We start from the raw sequence: 20,464 nt of genomic DNA, 5'->3' as shown, positions 1-20,464 counted from the left end.
CCACTCCCCCGCCCTTCGGTAGCACAACGCGAAGGCCACCCGATGCGTTCCCGGGCCCGGTGTGACGTCCCCCGGGCGGTGTGCTCCGTACGGGAACCGGGTGGGCCAGTGCGTCAGCCGCCGTAGACGTGGGGAGCGAGGGTACCGACGAAGGGGAGGTTGCGGTACTTCTCGGCGTAGTCCAGGCCGTAGCCCACGACGAACTCGTTGGGGATGTCGAAGCCGACCCAGGTGGTGTCGATGTCGACCTTGGCGGCGTCCGGCTTGCGCAGCAGGGTGCACACCTTCAGCGAGGCCGGGCCCCGGGAGCCGAGGTTCGACAGCAGCCAGGAGAGGGTGAGGCCGGAGTCGATGATGTCCTCGACGATCAGTACGTGCCGGTCCTGGATGTCGGTGTCCAGGTCCTTGAGGATGCGCACCACCCCGGAGGACTGGGTGCCCGCGCCGTAGGAGGAGACGGCCATCCAGTCCATGGTGACGGGGTTGGCCAGCACACGTGCCAGGTCGGCCATGACCATGACGGCGCCCTTGAGGACGCCGACCAGCAGCAGGTCCTGGCCCTCGTACTCGGCGTCGATCTTGGCGGCCAGCTCCGTGAGCCTCGCGTCGATCTGTTCCTTGGTGATGAGTACCGACGCGAGGTCGTTGCCCATGTCCTTCTCGTCCACCGGGAGCCGCTCTCTGTGGGGGGTCGGTCGGATGCGGTGCGGGTACCCACCGGCCGCGCCGAGGGGCGTGTTCAGGCCCGCCGGATGACCAGTCTGCCACCCCGCCGGCTGGCGGTGACCCGCCCGGGCAGGTTTAGCGGGCGCTGCCCGTGCCAGTGGGTGACCAGCCGGTCGACCTGCTGGATGTGGCGGGCGGACAGGGAACCGGCGGGGGCGCCGGCGTCGATGAGGGTGCGGCGCAGCACCCTGCGGCGTACCGCGCAGGGCAGGGAGGCGAGCCGTTCGATGTCGAGCTCCGGTGCGGGGGCCGGCTCGTCCCCGGCGGGGGCGTGGGTCGGGTCCGGGTCGAGGCGTGCGGTGGCGGCGGCCCGCCCCGCCCAGTCGTCGAGGGCGTCGGCGTCGTCGCGGGAGAGGTGCGCGGTACGGGCGAGGGCCTCGACCACGCCCTTGCCGAGGGCCTTCTCCAGGGCGGGCAGGGCCTCGTGGCGTACCCGGGAACGGGTGAAGCTGGGGTCCTGGTTGTGGGGGTCGTCCCAGATGGGGAGCGCCTGGGCGAGGCAGGCGGTGCGGGTGGTCTGCCGGTCGACGGTCAGGAAGGGGCGGCGGTAGCGGCCCGCAGCGCCGGAGACGGCGGCCATCCCGGACAGCGAGCGGATGCCGGAGCCCCGGGCCAGACCCAGGAGTACGGTCTCGGCCTGGTCGTCGCGGGTGTGGCCGAGGAGCACGGCGTCGGCGCCGAGGCGGGCGGCGGTGGCGTCGAGGGCGGCGTAGCGGGCGTCTCGGGCGGCGGCCTCGGGGCCTCCGGCCGCGCCGACGGTGACCGTGACGGATTCCACCGGGTCCAGGCCGAGCTGGCCGAGTCGGGTGACGACCTGGGCGGCGCGCTCGTCCGATCCGGCCTGGAGGCCGTGGTCGATGGTGACGCCGCCGGCGCGGACGCCGAGTCGGGGGGCTTCGAAGGCGAGGGCGGAGGCGAGGGCCATGGAGTCGGCCCCACCGGAGCAGGCCACCAGAACCAGCGGTCGGTGCCGCGTGGGGTGGTCTTGTGTGACGTCGTTGAGTGCGTGGCGTACCGCCAGGCGTATCGCCGCGACCGCGGGATGGGGACCCATGTCCGAACTCACTTCCTCGACAGGAGACTTGTCACGCAGGGTGCGTTGATGGTGACAGAGGCAGTGGGGGTTTCCCGAGCATCGCACGCGTATCGACGGTTCACGCTCCCTCAAAAGGGTGATTGCCGACGGGTTTGGTGGCGGCCACGCGGGGATGTGCCCTTGCCACTTTCAACGGCTGGCGGGCCCGTACGTCACTCCCCTCCTTCTCTCCCCTTCTTCCCCGCGCCTCCTCTTCTCCTGGTTCGCCTCCTCACCCGGCCCGGCGGTGTCCGCGCCCGGAGACCGGGTCAGCCGTGGACGCGGGCGATCCACTCCGACGGCTGGGCGATCTCCGCCTTGGTGGGGAGGGTGTTGGGCGAGGTCCACACCTTGTTGAAGCCCTCCATGCCCACCTCCTCGACCACGGCGCGGACGAAGCGCTCCCCGTCGCGGTACTGCCGCAGCTTGGCGTCCAGGCCCAGCAGCTTGCGCAGCGCCTGGTCCAGGCGACCGGCGCCACGGGCCCGGCGCTTCTGGAACTTCTCCCGGATCTCCTTGACCGACGGCACCACCTGGGGGCCGACACCGTCCATCACGTAGTCGGCGTGCCCCTCCAACAGGGACATCACCGCGGTCAACCGGGCGAGGATCTCCCGCTGGCCGGGGGTCTGCACCAGTTCGACCAGCCCCCCGGAGTCCCGCTCGGAGTCGGCGCCCTCCCCGGCACCCGCCTCGGGCTCCCCGGCTCCGTCGCCGTTGTGGGCGCCGTTGTGGGCGCCGTTGCTGCCGCCGAGGGTCTGGGCGGCCCGCCGCAGACGCTCCAGCAGGGCGGAGGGGTCCATGTCCGTCTCGTCGAGGAACGACTGGATCTCCCCGCGCAGGTGGTCCCGCAGCCAGGGAACAGCGGTGAACTGGGTCCGGTGGGTCTCCTCGTGCAGGCACACCCAGAGCCTGAAGTCGTGGGTGTTGACGTCCAGTTCACGTTCCACGTGGACGATGTTGGGCGCGACCAGCAGCAGCCGGCCCTGACCGTCGGCGGCCGGGAAGTCCCGGTCGCCCGGGGCGAAGGTCTCGAACTGGCCCAGCACCCGGGAGGCGAGGAAGGACAGCAACATGCCGACCTCGACCCCGGTCACCTTGCCCCCGACGGCGCCCAGCACGCTCCCCCCGGGACTGGAGGCACGGCGCTCACCCATCTTGATCAGCAGCGGGGACAGCAGCTCGCGGAAACCGGCCACGTTGGCCCGCACCCAGCCGATCCGGTCCACCACCAGCACCGGCGGCGGGGCCTTCTCGGGGTCGGACTCCAGGTGCGGCGGGTTCATCCCGGTGAAGGCCCGTACGTGCTCCTCGGAGACCCTGGCGTGCCGACGGAGTTCGGCGACCACCTCGCGGGCCTGCTCCCGGGTGACCTCCGGGCCGGGACGCATCAGCCGGGTCGCGGTTGATACGGCGAGATTCCAGTCGACCATGTCCACTCCACCGAGGCTCGTCATGGCTTCACGGTACGTGGCCCGGCTCGGGAGTGGGAACGCGTGGCCGGTTCGCCTCCTCAGTCGGTCGAGCCACCACCCTCGCGGCAGCCGCAGCCGGCCAGGGCGGACGCCGACCGGTCCAGGGCACTCTGGGCGGCCTGCGCGTCACGGGTGTCCTCGGCCATGAAGGCGAAGGTCAGCAGCCTGCCGTCGTCGTCGACCACGACGCCCGCGAGGGTGTTGACGCCGGTGAGGGTGCCGGTCTTGGCGCGTACCAGGCCGCGCCCCGGCTGGCCGTCGTAACGCTTGCCCAGGGTGCCGGTGAACCCGGCGACGGGCAGACCGGTGAGAACGGACCGCAGCTCGGGGTGACGGGGGTCCGCCGCCCGGGCCAGCAGGCGGGTCAGCAGTCCGGCGGACAGCCGGTCGTCACGGCTCAGCCCGCTGCCGTCGGCGAACCTGGCCTTCTCCAGGGGCAGTTGGAGTGCGGACAGCTGCGCCCTGGCGGCCTTGGAGGCGCCCTTGAAGCTGGCCTTCTCCCCTCGGGCGAGCGCGGTCTGCCGGGCCAGGGCCTCGGCGATGTCGTTGTCGCTGTGCGTCAGCATCCGTTCGACCAGTTCGGACAGGGGCGCGGAGTGGTGCGTGGCGAGGGTTCGGGCCTTGGCGGGCGCCGGCTTGTCCCGGGGCTCACCCTCGACCTTCGCCCCGTGCTTCTCCAACCGTTCGGCGAACTTCTCCGCCGCCTCCTTCGCCGGGTCCTCCGCGCGGGGCGCCGGCCCGTGCTCGCTGTCGTCCTGCCGGCCCTCGTTGACCATCAGCGGGGTGACCGGGGCGATGTTGTCGTTGAGGCCGATGGGGTGCCGCTCGGGCCCCCGGTAGAGGGAGGTGTCGTAGCGCAGCCGTACCTTCCCCGCGCCACGGTCGGCGGCACGACGGGCGAGGGCGTCCCACTGCCGGTCGGTGACGGTGGGGTCGCCGCCCCCGACCAGGGTGAGGGTGCGGCCCTCGTCGGCGCTCACCACCCGGGTGGCCAGCCGGTGTTGGGCACCGCGCGCCGACAGGGCGGCCAACGCGGTGGCCACCTTCACCGTGGAGGCGGGCGCCAGCATGGTGTCCGGGCGCTTGGCGTACAGCCGCTTCCCACTGGCGACGTCCACCACGGCCGCGGTGTGCCGTTTGGCCCCGCCCTCGTCGTCCAGGGCTTTCAGGGCGGGACGCAGGGCCTCGGCCACCGAGTCGCCGTCCGGCGGGGGCGCGTTGTCGTCCCCCTCACCGGCGCCGGACCGGTCGCCGAGTTCGGCCAGCACCCGGGGAGCCATCGGAACGTCAGGGTCCGTGTGCTTCTCGCCACTTCCGGCCCCCCACCGCGCCGCCCAACGTCGCTCGGCCGTACGCTGTCCGGCATCCCAGGGTCCGGTGGCGAGGACCAGTACCAGCGCGGTCAGCAGACCGAGGACCGAGGAACTGGTCGTCAGCCGCCACAGTTGGCGCCTGGACGGGGGAAGGGCACGCCAGTCCCGCACTCGTCGACGGCTCCAGCGGGCCACACGTGCCGACACCCGCCGGAAGAGGGGCGTGATCCTGCCACGCAGCCAGTCACCCCCACGTCCTCCCGCCCGACGGGCGGAGCGCAGGGCCCGCCTCAGCCAGAGCGGGACGTCCGACGCCTTGGACACTGGGACCAGCCCCTTTCGCGTGCACGGACCTGCGTGAGGGACACTTAACCACCACACACATGTGCTGATCACTCAAGGAGCCTCCCAGTGGAGTTCGACGTCGTCATCGAGATCCCGAAGGGTTCGCGCAACAAGTACGAGGTGGACCACGAGACCGGCCGGATCCGTCTGGACCGCCACCTGTTCACCTCGACCGTGTACCCGGCCGACTACGGCTTCGTTGACAACACCCTGGGCGAGGACGGCGACCCGCTGGACGCCCTGGTGCTGCTGGAGGAGCCGACCTTCCCCGGCTGCCTCATCAAGTGCCGCGCCATCGGCATGTTCCGCATGACGGACGAGGCCGGCGGTGACGACAAGCTGCTGTGCGTCCCCTCCTCCGACCCCCGGATGGAGCACCTGCGGGACATCCACCACGTCAGCGAGTTCGACCGGCTGGAGATCCAGCACTTCTTCGAGGTCTACAAGGACCTGGAGCCCGGCAAGTCCGTGGAGGGGGCCGACTGGGTCGGCCGCGTGGACGCCGAGGCCGAGGTCGAGGCCAGCATCAAGCGCCTGGAAGCCTCCGGGGGCAACCACTGAGCACCACCTGACGCTCACGACCGGGCGCGCACCCCCACGAGGGTGCGCGCCCGTCGCGTTTCGCGGGTCCGGCCCGCCCGGTCAGAAACCCCTGGTGCGCTTGGCGGCACGACGACCGGTGGGTGAGGTCTCCGTACCCGGGCTCTTGATCATCATCCGGGCCACCTCGCTCCCCAGGTTCACCCCGATGGCGATGGCCAGGGCCACCGCGGCGGCCGTGGTCAGATGCCCGGCACCGGTGTTGACGTGCCCCTGGGCGATGCCCAGCAGCCCGAAGTACGTGGAACTACCGGGAAGCAGCGGCCCGATCGCGGCCGTGATGTACGGCAGCGCGGAGGCGTACTGGTACCGGGCCGCCAACTGCCCGAACAGGCCCACCAGTCCGGCGGCACACACCGTCGCCATCACCGGCGACAGGTTCCCGGTGTGGGCCATCGCCCCGAAGATCAGCCAGGAGACGCCGCCGTTGAGCGTGGCCAACAGCAGGGTGCCACGCTCCTGCTGGAGCAGTACGCAGAAGGCCATCGACAACAGCATCGCCGCGCCCAGTTGCTCCAGGGGCCGGTTGATCCGCTCCAGCGCCTCCGGGTCGAGGGTGACGCCGAACTGCAACCCCACGTACAGCACCAGCAGCACGCCCAGCACGATCCCGACGATCAGGTAGCCGATCTCCAGCAGGCGGGCCGAGGCGGTGATGTAGTAACCGGTCAGCCCGTCCTGCACGCCGGCCACCAGGGCCCGCCCGGGGATCAGCGCGTACAGGCCACCGGTGATCACCGCCGCCGCCTGCAACTTGCCCTCGTCCTGCAGGTCCAGGGCGGCGATCAGCACACCTATCGCGGCCGGCGGTACGGCGGCGCCCACGAACTGGTAGAACTCCGGCAGTCCACGCCCCGCGCACAGCCAGGCCAGCCGGTCCCCGAGCATGGCGCCGAGCGCCGCCGCCAGGAACACCAGCCAGTTGCCGCCCACCAGCACCGAGGCCGCGCCCGACAGCAACCCACTGGCCAGGGTCAGCGCCCACCCCGGGTAGGGGTGACGGTTACGACGGATCTCCGCCAGCCGTCCGTACGCCTCCTCCAGACTGACCTCGTCGTGGTTGATGTCGGCGACCAGCCGGAACACCGCCGCCAGCCGGGTGTAGTCCGTACCCCTGCGACGCACCGTGCGGCTGAGCGTCACCGGGTCGTCCACCAGCGAGGGCTGGTGGGTGATGGACAGCAGGGTGAAGGTGACGGTGGGCTCGGTGCGGGCCAGGCCGTAGGCGTGGGCCACGCCCAACATGGCCGTCTCCACGTCCTCGGCCCCCTCACCCCCGGCCAACAGCAGTTCACCGATACGCAGGGTGAGGTCCAGTACGCGGGGAATGGCCGGCCCGGAGTCCTCAGCCGTCTCCGGCAGGACCCGCTCCGGCGGTGCCGGCCGCTCGGCCAACGGCATCCGCACCATGGTGCGCATCCGGTCCTGCCAGGGGGAGTTCGTCGAGGCCAGCGGCCCCACGGCGGGGACGCCGGCGGGCGGGGTGAAAGCGCTGCCCAGTTCGTACGGCCGCTTCTTCGACAGCCCCTTGGGCACCTCGAACTCGCTGGTGGGGTGCTCGTCCTCGGGAGGCGGCGGTACCTGGTACCCCCGGGGCGGGGTGAAGGCGCTACGTGCCTCGTCGGACTTCGGTTTACCGTCCTGAGGGCTGACGTCCTCCAGGTCCTCCGAGGGGGACAGGCGGGCGTTCCACGGAGACTCCCGGACCACTTTTTGCGACTCCCTTACCTGACGAATCCTTCCGTCTACGACGGTTGACCTGATAGAGCCACACCGGCTCCCTCAGCCATTGTCAGGCCCACAACCTCCCGCGACGCACGTCCACGGCCTTCGAACGGTGAGGCCTTCGTCTCACTTGACCATGGGAACGCATGAAGCGGCGAGCAACGGACAGGAGAAGGCCCCGCGAAGGCCTGGTGTACGCCCTTTCCGCCTCGAACAGGGCTCCCCTTCCGCTACCCCAACCCCCTTACCGGCCATGCCGGTTGAGACCACTTCCCTCTCCCGGTGGCGGCCGTGTGCCGACCTCGGGGGCGTGAGGGAGCGCACCACGGGGTCACGGCACCCCAGAGGGGGCGGTGGCGACAGCTCACGCCCCGCCGTGGTGGGGCGTGAGCCCGCTCAGAGAGGGGCTTGGGGGGCGGACGGGGAGAGGCCCCTGGGTCGGATGGGTGGGGTGGGGTGGGGTGGGGTGGGGGGCGAAGGGACGGGGGGGAGGGGGATGCGCGGGGAGAGGGGGATGCGCGGGTGCCGGTTGGGCGGCCGGAGGGGCGCGGGTTACCGGGGTGGGGTGGTGAGGGGCGACGCTGGGCGGGAGTCGGGGGGCGGGGGGCGGGTTCGGGAGGTTGGTGAGTGGGGTTCCGGTGGGGGGAACCGGGGGCTGGCGTGGGTGGGGTGCCGGTAGCTCCGCTACGGGTGGGCCGGCCACCGGAGGCGGGGCACTCCCGAGGTCAGGCCCCCAACCGCCGGAACCTGCGTACCGCCAACGGGAAGAACACCGCCAGCAGTACGGCCGGCCACAGCAGGGCGAGCAGCGAGGCGTGCTCGGTGGCCCAGCTGCCGTGTCCGCCCCAGGTGGGGTTGGCGAAGAGTTCCCGTACGGCCTGGGCGGTGGCGGACATGGGGTTCCACTCGGCGAGGGTGCCCATCCATCCGGGCATGGTGTCGGGTGAGGTGAAGGCGTTGGAGAGGAAGGCGACGGGCCAGACCAGGATCTGTACGGCCTGGACCATCTCGGGGCGGCCGGCGACCATGCCGAGGTAGATGCCGGCCCACAGCAGGGCGAACCGTAGCCACAGCAGGAGTCCGACGGCGGCCAGGGCGGGCAGGGGGCCCTCGTGCCAGCGCCAGCCCATGGCGAGGCCGGCGAGCAGCAGCACCAGGAGGCCGAGGGCGGATTCGAGCATGTCGACCAGGCTGCGTCCGACCAGTACGGCGGAGGGTGCCATGGGCAGGGAGCGGAGCCGGTCGACGAGGCCTCGGCCGAGGTCCCGGGTGAGCGCGACCATGGTGGCTTCCAGGCCGAAGGCCATGGTGAGGGCGAACATGCCGGGTACGAGGTACTCCCGGTAGTCGTCGACTCCCATGCCTCCGCCGAGGAAGTAGCCGAACATCACCAGCATCATCACCGGGAAGGCGAGTTGGACCAGGACCTGGAGGGGGTTGCGGGCCCAGTGGCGGAGTCCGCGCTGGGTGAGGGTCCAGGAGTCGGTGAGCAGGTAGCCGCTCATACGGTTGCCTCCGTGCCGTCCGGGGTGGGTGCGGTGGTGCTCGGGTGGTCGGTGAGGTGGAGGAAGACCTCGTCGAGGGTGGGTCGGCGTACCGAGATGTCCTCGACGGTGAGGTGGGCGTCCTCCAGTGCGCGGAGGGCGCGGGAGAGGGTGGCGATCCGGTCGGTGGTGGGGGCGCTGACCGTGCGGCGGTCGGGGTCGGTCTCGGTGGGGGCGTCGGCGGCCCGGGCGATCAGGGGTGCGGCCTCGTCCAGGCGGGAGGCGTCCCGGAGTACGACCTCGATCCGGTCCGCGCCCAGCCGGGACTTGAGTTGGTCGGGGGTGCCCTCGGCGGCGACCCGTCCGTGGGCCAACACCGCGATGTGGTCGGCGAGTTGGTCGGCCTCTTCGAGGTACTGGGTGGTGAGCAGCACGGTGGTGCCCTGGTGGACGAGGGAGCGTACGGCCTTCCAGACCTCGGCGCGGCCTCGGGGGTCGAGTCCGGTGGTGGGTTCGTCGAGGAACAGCACCTCAGGTGTCCGGTCATCGCCGCCGAGGAGGGAGGCGGCGAGGTCGAGGCGTCGGCGCATTCCTCCGCTGTACTGGGAGACGGGTTGGTGGCCGGTGTCGGCGAGGGCGAAGCGTTCCAGGAGTGCGGTGGCGCGGCGGGCGGCGTCGCGGCGGCCGAGGTGGTGGAGGCGGCCGAACATCTCCAGGTTCTGCCAGCCGCTCAACTCCTCGTCGACGGCGGCGTGTTGGCCGAGGAGGCCGATGCGGCGGCGTACCTGGGTGGGTTCTCGTACGACGTCGTGGCCGGCGACGAGTGCTCGGCCTCGGGTGGGGCGTAGCAGGGTGGTGAGGATGCGTACGGCGGTGGTCTTGCCGGCGCCGTTGGGGCCGAGGAGGCCGTGGACGGCGCCGTGGGGGACGGTGAGGTGGAGGCCGTTCAGGGCGTGGGTGGTTCGGTAGGTGCGGTAGAGGTCTTCGATCAGGATGGCTGGGGTGGGGTGCAAGGGGTCCTCCCAGGACAAGGTAGTCAAACTTGACTACACGTTTGCGAGGCTAGTTCGCGCGCCCATCATTGGTCAAACTTGAATAGCGACTACCCGGGCTTGCTCTCCTCCACCCGGGAAACCCCGCCGCGTTCCGCTCAGAGGCCCGGCGTCGAGGTGAACTCCCCTACTCCGCGTACGGGTTGACCTCTCCGTCGGCCAGTACGTCCCGGGGGCGCTCCCCCTCGCCGGCCATCACGTAGGCGCCCTTCTCCAGCCGTTCGATCAGTCCCCGGGCCCACTCGGCCCCGCTGACCGCGCTGTGCACCCACAGCCCCATGATCTCCCCGATGTGCCCCAGGTCCTGGGGGGTCGAGCCGTCCGGCACCCAGTGGCGGGTCACCTCACCCCGCCACTCCTCCAGGGCGTCCACCCGCTGACGGAGCAGGTCGATCGCCTCCTGACGGGGCAGGTCGACCACGAAGCCCACGCCCGAGGTGAGGACGTCGGGCTTCTCGTCGATGGCGGTCAGCGCGTGCCGCACCAGTCGGAGGAACTCCCTCTCGCCCTCCTCGGTCAGCTCGTACTCGGTACGCGGCGGACCGCCCACGGTGCTGGGGGCCGTCTCGTGGGCGACCAACAGGCCCTGTTTGGCGAGCTGTTTGAGCGCGTGGTAGATCGATCCCGGCTTGGCGTTGGACCACTCGTGGGCGCCCCAGAACTCCAGGTCGTGACGGACCTGGTAGCCGTGGGCGCGCCCGTGCTGGCGCACCGCGCCCAGCACCAGCAGCCGGATCGCCGACATCGCACCGTCTCCCCTCGCCTGTGCGATCAGCGTAGACGGGGCGCTCGACGGCTCGTTCCAAGGGGCGCTTCGGGGGCCGTTCCGTGGGCCGGCTCCCACCCCCTCGCGGTCAGGACTGTTGCAGCAGGGTCCAGTCGGGCTCGGGCAGCGCGCCGGACTCGATCTCCAGGTCGTGGGAGATCTTGCTGTCGATGGTCTCCCGGATCACGTCCGCGTGGCCGGCGTGCCGGGCGAACTCCTCCAGCAGGTGCAGCAGGCCCCAGCGCCAGGACCTCGGTCCGCCCTCGGGGTCCCAGGGCACGGCCGGGTTGTCGAAGGTGTCGTTGAGCGAGGGGACCGCGCGTACCGCCTCCTCGGTCTCCCTTCGCACCTCGTCCCAGAACTCCAGCACGGACGCGACCGTCTCGCCCTCTAGCAGGCGGAAGGAGTTCTCCCAGTCCTGCATCTGGTCCTGGAAGGAGCGCTGCCGCTCGCCCCTCATACGGACCACCCAGCCCTTCTCACCCCAGGCGGCGTGCTTGATGACTCCGGCGACCGACAGTTCGCTGGCGCTGGGGGTGCTGGTCGCCTGTTCCTCGGTGAGGCCGTGGGCCGCCAGCCTCAGCCCGGTGCGCTGGACCTCCAGGTACTCCAGGAGGGCCCACTTCTCGTCGCCGTGGGGTTCGGCCTTCGCGGGTACCGACATCGCGCTCACCTCTCGTCCGTTCGCTTCCTCGCCCGTGCTTCACGGACACGGGTGAGGGGTCGCCCCCGACTGCCCGGGGCTTCCATGACCAGTACGTTAGCCAGGCTCGCGGACAGTTTCGGTCCTCGTTGAGGGGACCGGATCCACGAGGGCGGAAAGAGGGTGGACGTACGCGTTCCGGTACCGTCACGGACGCGTGGGGCACTGGGGCCAACTCCCCTGCCCCGGGGGCACTTGGCCCCGTCGGGCTACCGGTTGCCGCCCCGGAAGCGGAGCACGAAGCGCCGTTGCCAGGGGGTCTCCACGGCCCGGGGGTGGTACTGGTTCCTCACGAAGGTCACCGCGTCCTCGGGGGGCACCCCGTCGAGGACGGCCATGCAGGCCAGGGCCGTGCCGGTGCGGCCTATCCCGCCGCCGCAGGCGATCTCCACCCGCTCACGGGCCGCGCGGGTGAGCGCCTCGCGCAGCAGGGCGCGGGCCTCCACGCGGTCACGGGGAATCCAGAAGTCCGGCCAGGGCAGCCAGCGGCTCTGCCACTCCACGGGCGGTGGCCGCCGACCCCGCAGGTAGACCCCGAAGGAGGGCAGAGGCCCCTCGGGCAGCGGGTGGCGCAACCCTCTGCCCCGTACGAGCACTCCTGAGGGGAACCGCAGAGTTCCCGGATCCGTTGGGCGCCAGCTCTCGGTCATTACGGCACCGTACCGGCCGTGCGCCGGGCGGGAACACGCTCGGGTACGCCCTGGTTCCGGGCTCCGGGGCCCGGGCGGGGCTTCCTGGTGGGCGACCGGCGGCCGGATCCACCGGCTCGGCGGCCCTCCAGAGTGGCCGGAAGTCGCCCTCCGGCCGGTCTGGATTGGCGCAGGTCAGACGGGTGGCGTGGAGGGGTGGGAGTTCAGAAGGGGAAGCCGCTGCGGCCGTACTGGATGGAGATCCACTTGGTGGTGGTGAAGGCGTCCACCATGGCGTCGCCGTTGAGACGACCGAGACCGGAACGTTTCTCGCCACCGAAGGCGACGATGGGTTCGTCGGCCACCGTGGAGTCGTTGACGTGCACCATGCCGCTGTCGATCTGCCGGGCCACCCGCACCCCCCGACCCAGGTCCCGGCTGTGCACGGCCCCGCTGAGGCCGTACGGGGAGTCGTTGGCGATACGTATCGCCTCCTCCTCGCCGTCGAAGGGCAGCAGCAGGACCACCGGCCCGAACAGTTCCTGGTGCAGGATGGGCGCGCCCTCGGGGATGTCGGTGAGGACCGTGGGGGACAGCAGGTTGCCGTTGGCCTCGCCGCGCAGCAGGGCGCGGGCGCCGTCCCGGAGGGTCTGGTCGACGAGGGTGAGCAGGGAGTCGGCGTGGCTGGAGTTGATCAGCGGGCCGATCTGGGTGGTGGGGTCCTTGGGGTCGCCGACCCGGAGTCCGGCGACCTTGGTGACGAACTTGTCGGTGAACTCCTCGCGCACCCGGTGGTCCACCAGTACGCGGTTGGCGGCCATGCAGACCTGGCCCTGGTCGATGAAGCGGCTGAAGACGGCGGCGTCCACCGCGTAGTCGACGTCGGCGTCGTCCAGGACGATCAGCGCGCTGTTGCCGCCGAGTTCGAGGATGGTGCGCTTGAAGTGGCCGGCGGCGACCGAGGCGACGTGGCGGCCGGTGCGGTCCGAGCCGGTGAAGGAGATGACCCGGGGCACGGGGTGTTCCAGGAGGGCGTCGCCGACCTCGGCGATGTCGGTGATGACGACGTTCAGCAGGCCGGGAGGGAGTCCGGCCTCCTCCATCAGCCAGGCGACCAGGGTGCCGCCGCAGACCGGGGCGGACTGGTGGGGCTTGAGGACGACGGCGTTGCCCAGGGCGAGGGCGGGGGCGGTCGGCTTCAGGGCGAGGAAGAAAGGGAAGTTGAACGGGGATATGACGCCGGCGACGCCGGCGGGCTCCCGGTAGACCCGGTTCTCCTTGGTCTCGGCCGGTGACGGAACGATACGCCCCTCGACGCGCATGGCCACGTGCATGGCCTCGCGGAGGAACTGCTTGGCGAGGTGGAGTTCGAAGGCGGCCTTGGCCCGGGTCCCGCCGAGTTCGGCGATGATCGCCTCGGTGAGTTCCTGCTCGCGGTCCTCGATGATGCGTACCGCGCGTTCGAAGACGAGTCTGCGGGTGTACGGGTTGGTGTTGGCCCACTCGCGCTGGGCGCGTTCGGCCGCGCGGTAGGCCTGGTCGATCTCGTCGACGGTGGCCACGGTGATGGCCGCGAGCTTCTCCCCGTCGTAGGGGTTGAAGTCGATGATGTCCCAGGAGCCACTGCCCGGGCGCCATTCGCCGTCGATGTACTGCAGCGCCAAGTCGGTGAAGAAGGACATGCCCGTTCCCGTCGCCTCGCAGAGCTACTAGGTCGTCATCGTACTGGGGTATTAGATCTTCCGCTTGAGTTCGCGGAGGAGATCCCGGGTGCTGGCGGCCGAGAGGCTGTGCTCGCGCAGTCGGTCCAACGCCCGCTGGTACTGGTCGACTTCGTCGGCCTTGTCGAGGTAGAGGGCGCTGGTGAGCTGTTCCAGGTAGACCACGTCGGACAGGTCGGGCTCGGGGAAGCGCAGCACGGTGAAGGGGCCGCTCTCCGCCGAGTGCCCGCCCAGGTCGAAGGGGGCCAGCTGCAGGGTGATCCGGGGGTGTTCGGACACCTGGATGAGGTGTTCCAGCTGGTCGCGCATCACCCGGGGGCCGCCGAAGGGGCGCCGCAGCGCCCCCTCCTCCAGTACGCACACCAGGTGGGTGCCGGATTCGGAGCCCGGGCCCTCGGTGTTCAGGACGCGTTGGCGTTGGAGGCGGAGGGCGACGCGGCGGTCCACCTCGTCGCGGGGCAGGTCGGTGCGGTGCCCGTGGGAGATGACGGCGCGGGCGTAGTCCTCGGTCTGGAGCAGGCCGTGGACGAACTGGACCTCGTAGGCACTGATACCGGAGGCGGCGCCCTCCAGTCCGACGTAGGTCTGGAACCAGCCGGGGAGTACGTCGCTGTAGCTGTGCCACCAGCCGGCGACGCTGGACTCCTTGGCGAGGCGGAGCAGGGGTTCGCGTTCGGACTCGTCGTTGACGCCGTAGAGGGTGAGGAGGTCGGCGACGTCCCGGGCCTTGAAGCTCACCCGCCCCAGTTCCATTCTGCTGATCTTGGATTCGGAGGCGCGGATCGAGTAGCCGGCCGCCTCCCTGGTGACACCGCGCGACTCGCGGAGTCTGCGAAGTTGGGAGCCCAGCAGGATCCGCCGCACCATCGATCCGCTGGATCCACCGGTCCCGCCGCTGCCTGTGCTCACCACGTCCCCCACGCCGCCCTGCCGATGTTGGTCGTCATCTCGTGTGGTCCTCCGCCGAGTTCGAAGAAGCAGTGTGCCACCTCCGGGTCTCGTTGCGTATGCGGGTGGTTACCCAGACGGGAAATTCCGCGTGCACGTGCATCTGCCCTTGCATCTGCCGTGAGCATTGGCAACCATGGGTGGGGCCCGAAGTGTGTTGCGGATCAAGGCACTTGGGGCGGATGTCATTCAAGGGAGCACCAACAGGGGCCTTCCGAGGCCGAACTGCCTACTCACGCCAGGAGTGGCTCACCATGGGGACCGAGGGATCGACCGTGCTTGAGCCGTTATGGCACAGCCTCCCCCCGCTCGGCCCCTTCTCCGTCTCCGGCTCCGCCTCGCGCGGACTGCCCGCTCGCTACGAGGCGGTCAAGTGCGCCCGGGACTTCACCAGACTGACCCTGTGCGACTGGAAGTTGGCGACCGAGTTCGACAGCGTCGCGCTGGTGGTGTCCGAACTGGTCACCAACGCGCTGCGGCACGGCCTCACCAGTGACGCCCGGGGAGACACCGAACCGGTGCGGCTGCACCTGATGCTGTGGGGCTCCCGCCTGGTGTGCGCGGTACGCGACCCCAGCGGCCAGGCGCCCCGCCTGGCCCCCGAGGTGGCGGACCCGGAGAACCCGTTCGACGTGATGACGGGGTTCGTGGACTTCGACGCCGAGTCGGGTCGGGGACTACAACTGGTCCGCTGCTTCGCCGACAGCTGGGGCTGGCAGCCGCTCCAGGGCTCGCACACCGGCAAAGTGGTGTGGGCCCTGTTCCACCTGCGGGACTGAGGCTCCCGCCAGCCGCCTCGCGGCTCCCCCTTGGACTTTCCGTACGGCCGTGTGATCGGGGGGACGGCCGTACGGAAAACCCTTTCCGCTCGGGCCCCGGCCGGCGGCCGGGCCCGGGCACTCAACCCCCCGCCCCCGCCGGGCGTCTGCCGGGGTGGGTCAGCCCACCAGGTGGTCGAACTCCCCGTCCTTGACGCCCAGCAGCAGGGCCTCGACCTCGGCCGGGGTGTACACCAGGGCCGGCCCGTCCGGGAATCTGCTGTTGCGTACGGCGACCTCGCCGCCGGGCAGCTTGGCGAACTCCACACAGGTGCCCTGCGAGTTGCTGTGGCGGCTCTTTTGCCATTTGACCCCGTGGAGGTCCCTGGCGGCCATGCCGTTGTACGTGTGAGGCACTGGAAACTCCCGGGAGCATGTTGGCGCTGAGTAGTCAACTGCCCGGGATCATAACGCCGTTGCACGACGAATGCATGTGCGGATGCACGTGCAAGACTGCGCGTTGTGACCTCATTACACCCGGTCAGGGCCCAGGTTGGCCCTCTTCGACGGGAGCCGGAACAACGCTTTGCACATACGCCCCAACAAAACCTGAAACAACGTCACCGTCGCACTACGTGACCTCGCGGCCTGAAGGAAGTCCACCACACCCCTCGCGCGGCAGCGGCTTCGGGGGTTGGACGCGAGCCGGCGCCCTTTGGATCCGCCGACCTTCGGGGGGCCGCCGTGACGTGGGGAGGAAAGCGGCGCCGGCTCCCCCCTCACGGCTCGCCGTCGCGGTGGCGAACCTCCGGACGGGCCCGATCCCCGGACGGGGGCGGGGCGGTCGGGGCGGCCGCGCAGGCGGGAGCGGGGCGGTCGGGGCTCGGCGGCGGCACCGCTCACGGTGGGAAGCCGGCGCCGGGTGGGGCCGGCGGGGACTCCGTACGAAAAGGGGCGGGACCGCTCTCCCGGCACCCGGACCCCCGGGCCAACTCGCGCCGACGGCGCGGGGGGCGGGGAGCTGGGCGCCCCGCCCCCCGGCAGGGGTTACTTGGAGGGGTAGGGCAGCAACGCCATCTCGCGGGCGTTCTTGATGGCACGGGTGACCTGTCGCTGCTGGGCGACGGTGACCCCGGTGAGCCGCCGCGCCCGGATCTTGCCCCGGTCGGACAGGAAACGGCGCAGCAGCGTCAGGTCCTTGTAGTCGATGGGCTCGTCCGGTCGCCGCGGTTCCTGGCCGTCCCGGGCCTCCAGCAGGGGGTTGCGGAGCCGTCGGGTGGGCTTGCGGGCGCGGGCGGGGGTGGTGGACACGGGGTTCGTCCTTCCGGTGTCGGGCCAGCGGCCGAACTCTTCGCCGGGGCTGGCGGGTGGGGTGGTGCGGGGATGGTGTGAGACGGGGTCAGGACACGTGGTCCAGCAGTACGTCGAAGGCGGGCGGCAGCCGTTTCCATGCGGTCGGGCCGCCCTCGTACTCCTCGTCGGTGAGCAGGCAGGCGTCCAGCAGCCCCCGCAGCCCGTCGACGTCCAGGTCGGGGGAGGTGAACACCAGGTGCTGGCCCCGGTCTCCGTGTTCCGGGTCCCAGTCGAGGGCGGCGGCGGCACGGCGTACCGGGGGCAGCAGGTCCCAGGCGGCGTCGGGCAGTGAGGCCAGCCAGGGGCCGGCGCCCTCCACGCAGAGGGCGCCGCCGGCGCAGTCCCAGGCCAGCAGGATGTCGGGGCGGTCCGCCAGCCAGAAGCGGCCCCGGCTGCGGATGGCCGCGCAGGCCAGCTCCTCCAGCGCGGCGTAGAGGCGGCCGGGGTGGAAGGGGCGCCGTCGTCGCCAGACCAGGGTGTGGACGCCGGACTGTTCCGCCTCCTGGGGCAGCAGGGCCAGCGCCGGGTGCTGTCGTTCGGCGGCGGCCTGGACGTCGAAGCCGGCGAGGGCGGCGCGGGCCAGCTCGGCGGAGTCCACCGGTACCTGGGTGGCGCCTGGGGTGAGTTGCCGCAGCAGGCTCTGGTCCTCCTGGTCGGCGGGGGTCTCCCCCTGGTGCACGCTGAGCACGGGGGCGTACTCCAGCTGCCGGGCGCAGGTGTCGGCGACGGTCCGCTGGTCGGAGCGGGCGGCGGCGAGGCCGGCCTCGGCCAGGTCGTCGCCGTTGGCGAGGGTGGGGATCAGCAGCGCGGGGTCCACGGCGGTGATGACCGAGGTCAGCTCCACCGTGTCGGCACCGCCCGAGGCGATCACCTCCGCCATGCCCCGGGGTTCCACCGAGTCCCACAGTTCCACCACGGCGAGGCGGTACAGCCCGCTGTCGGCCAGCCGTTCCAGTTCGGGCACCAGGTCCTCGCGGAGGGCGCAGCAGGCGCAGTCGTTGACCAGGGGGGTCTCGCCCTGGTCGGTGACCTCGGTGCGGTCGCGGCGGGTACGGCGGACGTGGCCGTCCGGGGCGGCGGCGAGGTCGTGGTGGAGGGCGACGCTGCCGGGGACGGTGGCCAACAGCTGGTCCACGGTGGCCCGTCGGGCCTCGCGGTGGAGTCCGGCGACCAGGGCCACGGGCAGTCGGGGGTGGCTGGGCGAGGTCACCGGGGGGCCTCCTCTCCGTCCGGTCCGGGGTGGGGGCGCCGGCCGTAGCGGCGCTCGAAGCGTTCGACGCGGCCGGCGGTGTCCATCACCCGGGCGGTGCCGGTGTAGAAGGGGTGGCTGGCCGAGGAGATCTCGACGTCGATCACCGGGTAGGTGGCGGTGCCGTTGCCGTCGTCCCACTCGATGGTGCGGTCACTGGTGGCGGTGGAGCGGGTGAGGAAGGCGAACCCACCGGCGCGGTCGCGGAAGACGACGGGCCGGTAGGGCGGGTGGATGCCGGGCTTCATGGACGGCAACTCCTTCGGGGTGGTGGGGCGTTGGGGTCAGCGCTGTTCGATGAAGATCACGTGTCGGCGTACCACCGGGTCGTACTTGCGCAGCTGGAGTCGGTCGGGGTGGTTCCGGCGGTTCTTGCGCGTCACATAGGTGAATCCGGTACCGGCGGTGGAGCGGAGTTTGATCACTGGGCGTATGTCGTCGCGTGCCATGGCGGGTACTATACAGAATTGGAAACCATTTTCATTAAGCGCGAGAAGGAGGACCATGTCCGCGCACTGCCAACTCACCGGCCGCCAGCCGACGTTCGGCAAGACCATCTCCCACTCCCACCGCCGCACCAGCCGCCGCTTCGACCCCAACATCCAGCGCCGGCGGTACTGGCTGCCCAGCGAGGGCCGCCACGTACGGCTGCGGCTGAGCACCAAGGGCCTGCGCACCGTCGACCGGATCGGCGTGGAGGCGGCCGTCGCCCGCATCCGCGCCCGGGGAGGCCGGGTCTGATGGCGAAGAAGAGCAAGATCGCGAAGAACGAGCAGCGCCGCGCCGTCGTCGCCCGCTACGCCGCCCGCAGAGGCGAACTCAAGGAGCTGATCCGCGACCCCGCCACCTCCGAGGAGCGCCGCGCGGAGGCGCAGCGGGAGCTGCGCCGTCAGCCCCGGGACGCCAGCCCCACCCGGGTACGGAACCGGGACAGCGTGGACGGACGGCCGCGCGGCCACCTGCGGGCCTTCGGCCTGTCCCGGATCAACCTGCGCCAGATGGCCCACGCCGGCCAACTACCCGGGGTCCGCAAGTCCAGTTGGTGACCCCGGCTCGGGGCCCGGGGGACTCCCGTCCCGGGCCCCGACCGTGCCCGCCGGGCCGGGCGCCCGGCGCACTGTCCCGGCGCCCGGCCCTCGCGGCCCTCCGAGGGGGGCGGCCCCGGGCAGGCGGTGGGTGGTCGACGCCGGTCGCCATGCTGGGGCCGGCCGGCGCGGTCGGGGCTCCGGCGAGTCAGCGTTGTCGGTGAGCCGGGATGGTCGGGGCACCCCTGGCGGGCCGCCTCCCCGCGCCGTCCACGCGGGCGCCCCTGCTGACGAAAGCCCAGCTCAGCCGCGACGTCCACGCGGGGCCAGGGCAGGTACGGCACGAGCCTGCCGACCACTCCGGGAAGGGCGCCGCCGGGCCGGCCGCGCTCAGCTGTCGCCGCCCTCGTCGATGAGCCTGCGCACCTCGCGGTCGATCAGCCCCAACCGGGCCTCCGCCACCAACGGCACCGCCCTGCGCTGCCGCCGGGCCTCGTGGACGTCGATGTCCACCGTCAGCAGCGCCGGCTCCCACTGGGGGGCCTGCGCGACGACGGTGCCCCGTGGGTCGATCACCCGGGAGCCGCCCCAGAAGGTGGCCCCGTGCTCGTTGCCGACCCGGTTGACGAAGACCACCCAGCACTGGAGCATCCGCGCGGTGTAGGACAGCAGGGTGTCCCAGTACAGGACGGTGTCCATGGACTCCGGGTCCAGACTGGCGGCGCTGTTGGTCGGTACGAAGATCACCTCCGCACCGTCCTGCACGGCGAGCCAGGGCAGCACCGGCTGCCAGGCGTCGTTGCAGATCAGGGTGGCGCCCCTGCCGCCGGTGGAACGTGGCAGCGGGTAGGCGCGCAGCGACTGGCCGGGGCTGACGTGCTTGCGTTCCTCCCAGGCCAGGTAGTTGGGGAGGTAGAGCTTGCGGTGGGCGTGGACGACCTCACCCTCCGTGCACAGCACCGCCGTGTTGTACGCCCGCATGGAGGTGTACTCGTGCAAACCCGCCAGCACCGAGGGTCCCTCCACGGACAGCGCCCGCAGCCGGGGGTCGGTACGTTCGATCGCGGTGTCCTGTTTCAGGGCGCCCAAGTGCTAGCCGTTCAGGCTCAGTTCGGGAAAGACCACCAGGTCGGCCCCTTGGTCGACCGACCGGTCCACCTGTTCCCGGGCGAGCGCCAGGTTGGCCTCGACCTCCCCCAGCGCGCAGTCCACCTGCGCCAGCGCCACCCGCATCCGGTCACCTCCGTCCGCCGGGTCCCGCCCTCTCATGCTGGCAGGGCCCACGGGGGCCGGCATGTGGACAGCGCGCCCACGGTCCCCCGTCGGGGGCGACCACCCGGGCCCGACGTACCGGTGGCCGGCCCAGGTGGTGCCCAACAGGGCGCGCAGGAAGGCCACTTGGGCCGGCCGGGCCGCTGACGCGACCTCCCCCACCGTGCCCCGCGCCCCCGCTCGCGGGCGTCGGCCCACGGTCCCGCCCCAGGTCACCCCCGAGGGGGAGACGCACCCCGCGCCTG

At 71.6% G+C, this 20,464-nt stretch carries 23 protein-coding genes; 4 read left to right on the top strand and 19 right to left on the bottom strand.

Going from position 1 to position 20,464, the window contains the following annotated elements:
- Positions 1-113: 113 nt before the first annotated feature.
- The 4 genes from hpt to dacB all read right to left on the bottom strand — a co-directional run bounded on the left by hpt (position 114) and on the right by dacB (position 4,913).
- The gene (gene hpt, locus ABZT14_RS13515) at positions 114-668 is read right to left on the bottom strand and encodes a hypoxanthine phosphoribosyltransferase (RefSeq protein ID WP_356300829.1); all 555 of its coding nucleotides are present in this window, start codon (positions 666-668) and stop codon (positions 114-116) included.
- Positions 669-739: 71 nt separating this feature from the next.
- Complete coding sequence (gene tilS, locus ABZT14_RS13510; RefSeq protein ID WP_356300827.1) at positions 740-1,780, bottom strand: tRNA lysidine(34) synthetase TilS; 1,041 nt, start codon at positions 1,778-1,780, stop codon at positions 740-742.
- Positions 1,781-2,070: 290 nt separating this feature from the next.
- Positions 2,071-3,258 (bottom strand): zinc-dependent metalloprotease, encoded by a 1,188-nt coding sequence (locus ABZT14_RS13505; protein WP_356300824.1) that lies wholly within the window; start codon positions 3,256-3,258, stop codon positions 2,071-2,073.
- 56 nt (positions 3,259-3,314) lie between these two features.
- A complete protein-coding gene (gene dacB, locus ABZT14_RS13500) occupies positions 3,315-4,913 on the bottom strand; it encodes a D-alanyl-D-alanine carboxypeptidase/D-alanyl-D-alanine-endopeptidase (protein WP_356300821.1) in 1,599 nt (532 codons plus the stop codon).
- Between the two features lie 87 nt (positions 4,914-5,000).
- Here dacB and ABZT14_RS13495 point away from each other — a divergent pair, with 87 nt between their 5' ends.
- The gene (locus ABZT14_RS13495) at positions 5,001-5,495 is read left to right on the top strand and encodes an inorganic diphosphatase (RefSeq protein ID WP_356300818.1); all 495 of its coding nucleotides are present in this window, start codon (positions 5,001-5,003) and stop codon (positions 5,493-5,495) included.
- A gap of 81 nt (positions 5,496-5,576) precedes the next feature.
- Here the strand turns inward: ABZT14_RS13495 and ABZT14_RS13490 are convergent, their stop codons facing one another.
- The 8 genes from ABZT14_RS13490 to ABZT14_RS13455 all read right to left on the bottom strand — a co-directional run bounded on the left by ABZT14_RS13490 (position 5,577) and on the right by ABZT14_RS13455 (position 14,481).
- Positions 5,577-7,214 (bottom strand): threonine/serine exporter family protein, encoded by a 1,638-nt coding sequence (locus ABZT14_RS13490; protein WP_356301259.1) that lies wholly within the window; start codon positions 7,212-7,214, stop codon positions 5,577-5,579.
- A 770-nt stretch (positions 7,215-7,984) separates the two neighbouring features.
- Entirely contained in the window at positions 7,985-8,764 is a 780-nt protein-coding gene (locus tag ABZT14_RS13485; RefSeq protein WP_356300816.1) for an ABC transporter permease, read from the bottom strand.
- Positions 8,761-9,756, bottom strand: a complete 996-nt coding sequence (locus ABZT14_RS13480) for an ATP-binding cassette domain-containing protein (RefSeq protein ID WP_356300813.1) — start codon at positions 9,754-9,756, stop codon at positions 8,761-8,763. The genes ABZT14_RS13485 and ABZT14_RS13480 overlap by 4 nt, the downstream gene beginning before the upstream one ends.
- A 166-nt stretch (positions 9,757-9,922) precedes the next feature.
- Entirely contained in the window at positions 9,923-10,540 is a 618-nt protein-coding gene (locus ABZT14_RS13475) for a PadR family transcriptional regulator (RefSeq protein ID WP_356300811.1), read from the bottom strand.
- 109 nt (positions 10,541-10,649) lie between these two features.
- Positions 10,650-11,225, bottom strand: coding sequence for a DinB family protein (locus tag ABZT14_RS13470; protein ID WP_356300809.1), 576 nt, complete (start codon positions 11,223-11,225; stop codon positions 10,650-10,652).
- Positions 11,226-11,473: 248 nt separating this feature from the next.
- Positions 11,474-11,914, bottom strand: coding sequence for a protein-tyrosine phosphatase family protein (locus ABZT14_RS13465; protein ID WP_356300807.1), 441 nt, complete (start codon positions 11,912-11,914; stop codon positions 11,474-11,476).
- A gap of 203 nt (positions 11,915-12,117) precedes the next feature.
- Positions 12,118-13,575: an aldehyde dehydrogenase family protein gene (locus ABZT14_RS13460; protein ID WP_356300804.1), complete on the bottom strand. Its 1,458-nt coding sequence runs from the start codon at positions 13,573-13,575 to the stop codon at positions 12,118-12,120.
- A gap of 51 nt (positions 13,576-13,626) precedes the next feature.
- A complete protein-coding gene (locus tag ABZT14_RS13455; RefSeq protein ID WP_356301256.1) occupies positions 13,627-14,481 on the bottom strand; it encodes a helix-turn-helix transcriptional regulator in 855 nt (284 codons plus the stop codon).
- Between the two features lie 335 nt (positions 14,482-14,816).
- Here ABZT14_RS13455 and ABZT14_RS13450 point away from each other — a divergent pair, with 335 nt between their 5' ends.
- Complete coding sequence (locus ABZT14_RS13450) at positions 14,817-15,341, top strand: ATP-binding protein (RefSeq protein WP_356300801.1); 525 nt, start codon at positions 14,817-14,819, stop codon at positions 15,339-15,341.
- A 159-nt stretch (positions 15,342-15,500) separates the two neighbouring features.
- Here the strand turns inward: ABZT14_RS13450 and ABZT14_RS13445 are convergent, their stop codons facing one another.
- The 5 genes from ABZT14_RS13445 to rpmG form a co-directional block, all read right to left on the bottom strand.
- Positions 15,501-15,737 (bottom strand): DUF397 domain-containing protein, encoded by a 237-nt coding sequence (locus tag ABZT14_RS13445; protein ID WP_356300798.1) that lies wholly within the window; start codon positions 15,735-15,737, stop codon positions 15,501-15,503.
- Between the two features lie 630 nt (positions 15,738-16,367).
- Positions 16,368-16,577: a 30S ribosomal protein S18 gene (gene rpsR, locus ABZT14_RS13440; RefSeq protein ID WP_356301253.1), complete on the bottom strand. Its 210-nt coding sequence runs from the start codon at positions 16,575-16,577 to the stop codon at positions 16,368-16,370.
- Between the two features lie 142 nt (positions 16,578-16,719).
- Complete coding sequence (locus ABZT14_RS13435; RefSeq protein ID WP_356300795.1) at positions 16,720-17,883, bottom strand: GTP-binding protein; 1,164 nt, start codon at positions 17,881-17,883, stop codon at positions 16,720-16,722.
- Positions 17,880-18,170 carry a type B 50S ribosomal protein L31 gene (locus ABZT14_RS13430; RefSeq protein WP_356300792.1) on the bottom strand — a complete coding sequence of 97 codons (291 nt, stop codon included), beginning with the start codon at positions 18,168-18,170 and terminating at the stop codon, positions 17,880-17,882. Before ABZT14_RS13430 ends, ABZT14_RS13435 begins: the two co-directional genes overlap by 4 nt.
- 36 nt (positions 18,171-18,206) lie before the next feature.
- Positions 18,207-18,371 (bottom strand): 50S ribosomal protein L33, encoded by a 165-nt coding sequence (gene rpmG / locus ABZT14_RS13425; protein WP_356300789.1) that lies wholly within the window; start codon positions 18,369-18,371, stop codon positions 18,207-18,209.
- Positions 18,372-18,426: 55 nt separating this feature from the next.
- On the opposite strand from rpmG, the gene rpmB reads away from it, so the two are divergent.
- On the top strand, positions 18,427-18,663 hold the full coding sequence (gene rpmB, locus ABZT14_RS13420) for a 50S ribosomal protein L28 (protein WP_356300786.1): 237 nt from the start codon (positions 18,427-18,429) through the stop codon (positions 18,661-18,663).
- Positions 18,663-18,968 (top strand): 30S ribosomal protein S14, encoded by a 306-nt coding sequence (rpsN, locus tag ABZT14_RS13415; protein WP_356300783.1) that lies wholly within the window; start codon positions 18,663-18,665, stop codon positions 18,966-18,968. Before rpmB ends, rpsN begins: the two co-directional genes overlap by 1 nt.
- A 369-nt stretch (positions 18,969-19,337) precedes the next feature.
- Here rpsN and ABZT14_RS13410 read toward each other — a convergent pair whose 3' ends face one another.
- Positions 19,338-20,036 carry a nitrilase-related carbon-nitrogen hydrolase gene (locus ABZT14_RS13410; RefSeq protein ID WP_356300780.1) on the bottom strand — a complete coding sequence of 233 codons (699 nt, stop codon included), beginning with the start codon at positions 20,034-20,036 and terminating at the stop codon, positions 19,338-19,340.
- Positions 20,037-20,039: 3 nt separating this feature from the next.
- Positions 20,040-20,180: a nitrilase-related carbon-nitrogen hydrolase gene (locus tag ABZT14_RS13405; RefSeq protein WP_356300777.1), complete on the bottom strand. Its 141-nt coding sequence runs from the start codon at positions 20,178-20,180 to the stop codon at positions 20,040-20,042.
- Between the last annotated feature and the right edge of the window lie 284 nt (positions 20,181-20,464).

The sequence above is a fragment of the Streptomyces sp. NPDC005438 genome (assembly GCF_040606315.1).
Classification (GTDB): Bacteria; Actinomycetota; Actinomycetes; order Streptomycetales; family Streptomycetaceae; genus Streptomyces.
Note: the sequence above shows the minus strand (reverse complement) of the source record. Positions and strands in the feature narration are given on the sequence as shown.

Excerpts from the sequence above, each read along its gene's own strand:
- tilS (WP_356300827.1), bottom strand. The coding sequence starts at position 1,780 with ATGGGTCCCCATCCCGCGGTCGCGGCGATACGCCTGGCGGTACGCCAC.
- ABZT14_RS13505 (WP_356300824.1), bottom strand. The coding sequence starts at position 3,258 with ATGACGAGCCTCGGTGGAGTGGACATGGTCGACTGGAATCTCGCCGTA.
- ABZT14_RS13485 (WP_356300816.1), bottom strand. The coding sequence starts at position 8,764 with ATGAGCGGCTACCTGCTCACCGACTCCTGGACCCTCACCCAGCGCGGA.
- ABZT14_RS13475 (WP_356300811.1), bottom strand. The coding sequence starts at position 10,540 with ATGTCGGCGATCCGGCTGCTGGTGCTGGGCGCGGTGCGCCAGCACGGG.
- ABZT14_RS13470 (WP_356300809.1), bottom strand. The coding sequence starts at position 11,225 with ATGTCGGTACCCGCGAAGGCCGAACCCCACGGCGACGAGAAGTGGGCC.
- ABZT14_RS13465 (WP_356300807.1), bottom strand. The coding sequence starts at position 11,914 with ATGACCGAGAGCTGGCGCCCAACGGATCCGGGAACTCTGCGGTTCCCC.
- ABZT14_RS13460 (WP_356300804.1), bottom strand. The coding sequence starts at position 13,575 with ATGTCCTTCTTCACCGACTTGGCGCTGCAGTACATCGACGGCGAATGG.
- ABZT14_RS13455 (WP_356301256.1), bottom strand. The coding sequence starts at position 14,481 with ATGGTGCGGCGGATCCTGCTGGGCTCCCAACTTCGCAGACTCCGCGAG.
- ABZT14_RS13450 (WP_356300801.1), top strand. The coding sequence starts at position 14,817 with ATGGGGACCGAGGGATCGACCGTGCTTGAGCCGTTATGGCACAGCCTC.
- ABZT14_RS13430 (WP_356300792.1), bottom strand. The coding sequence starts at position 18,170 with ATGAAGCCCGGCATCCACCCGCCCTACCGGCCCGTCGTCTTCCGCGAC.
- rpmG (WP_356300789.1), bottom strand. The coding sequence starts at position 18,371 with ATGGCACGCGACGACATACGCCCAGTGATCAAACTCCGCTCCACCGCC.
- rpmB (WP_356300786.1), top strand. The coding sequence starts at position 18,427 with ATGTCCGCGCACTGCCAACTCACCGGCCGCCAGCCGACGTTCGGCAAG.
- rpsN (WP_356300783.1), top strand. The coding sequence starts at position 18,663 with ATGGCGAAGAAGAGCAAGATCGCGAAGAACGAGCAGCGCCGCGCCGTC.
- ABZT14_RS13405 (WP_356300777.1), bottom strand. The coding sequence starts at position 20,180 with ATGCGGGTGGCGCTGGCGCAGGTGGACTGCGCGCTGGGGGAGGTCGAG.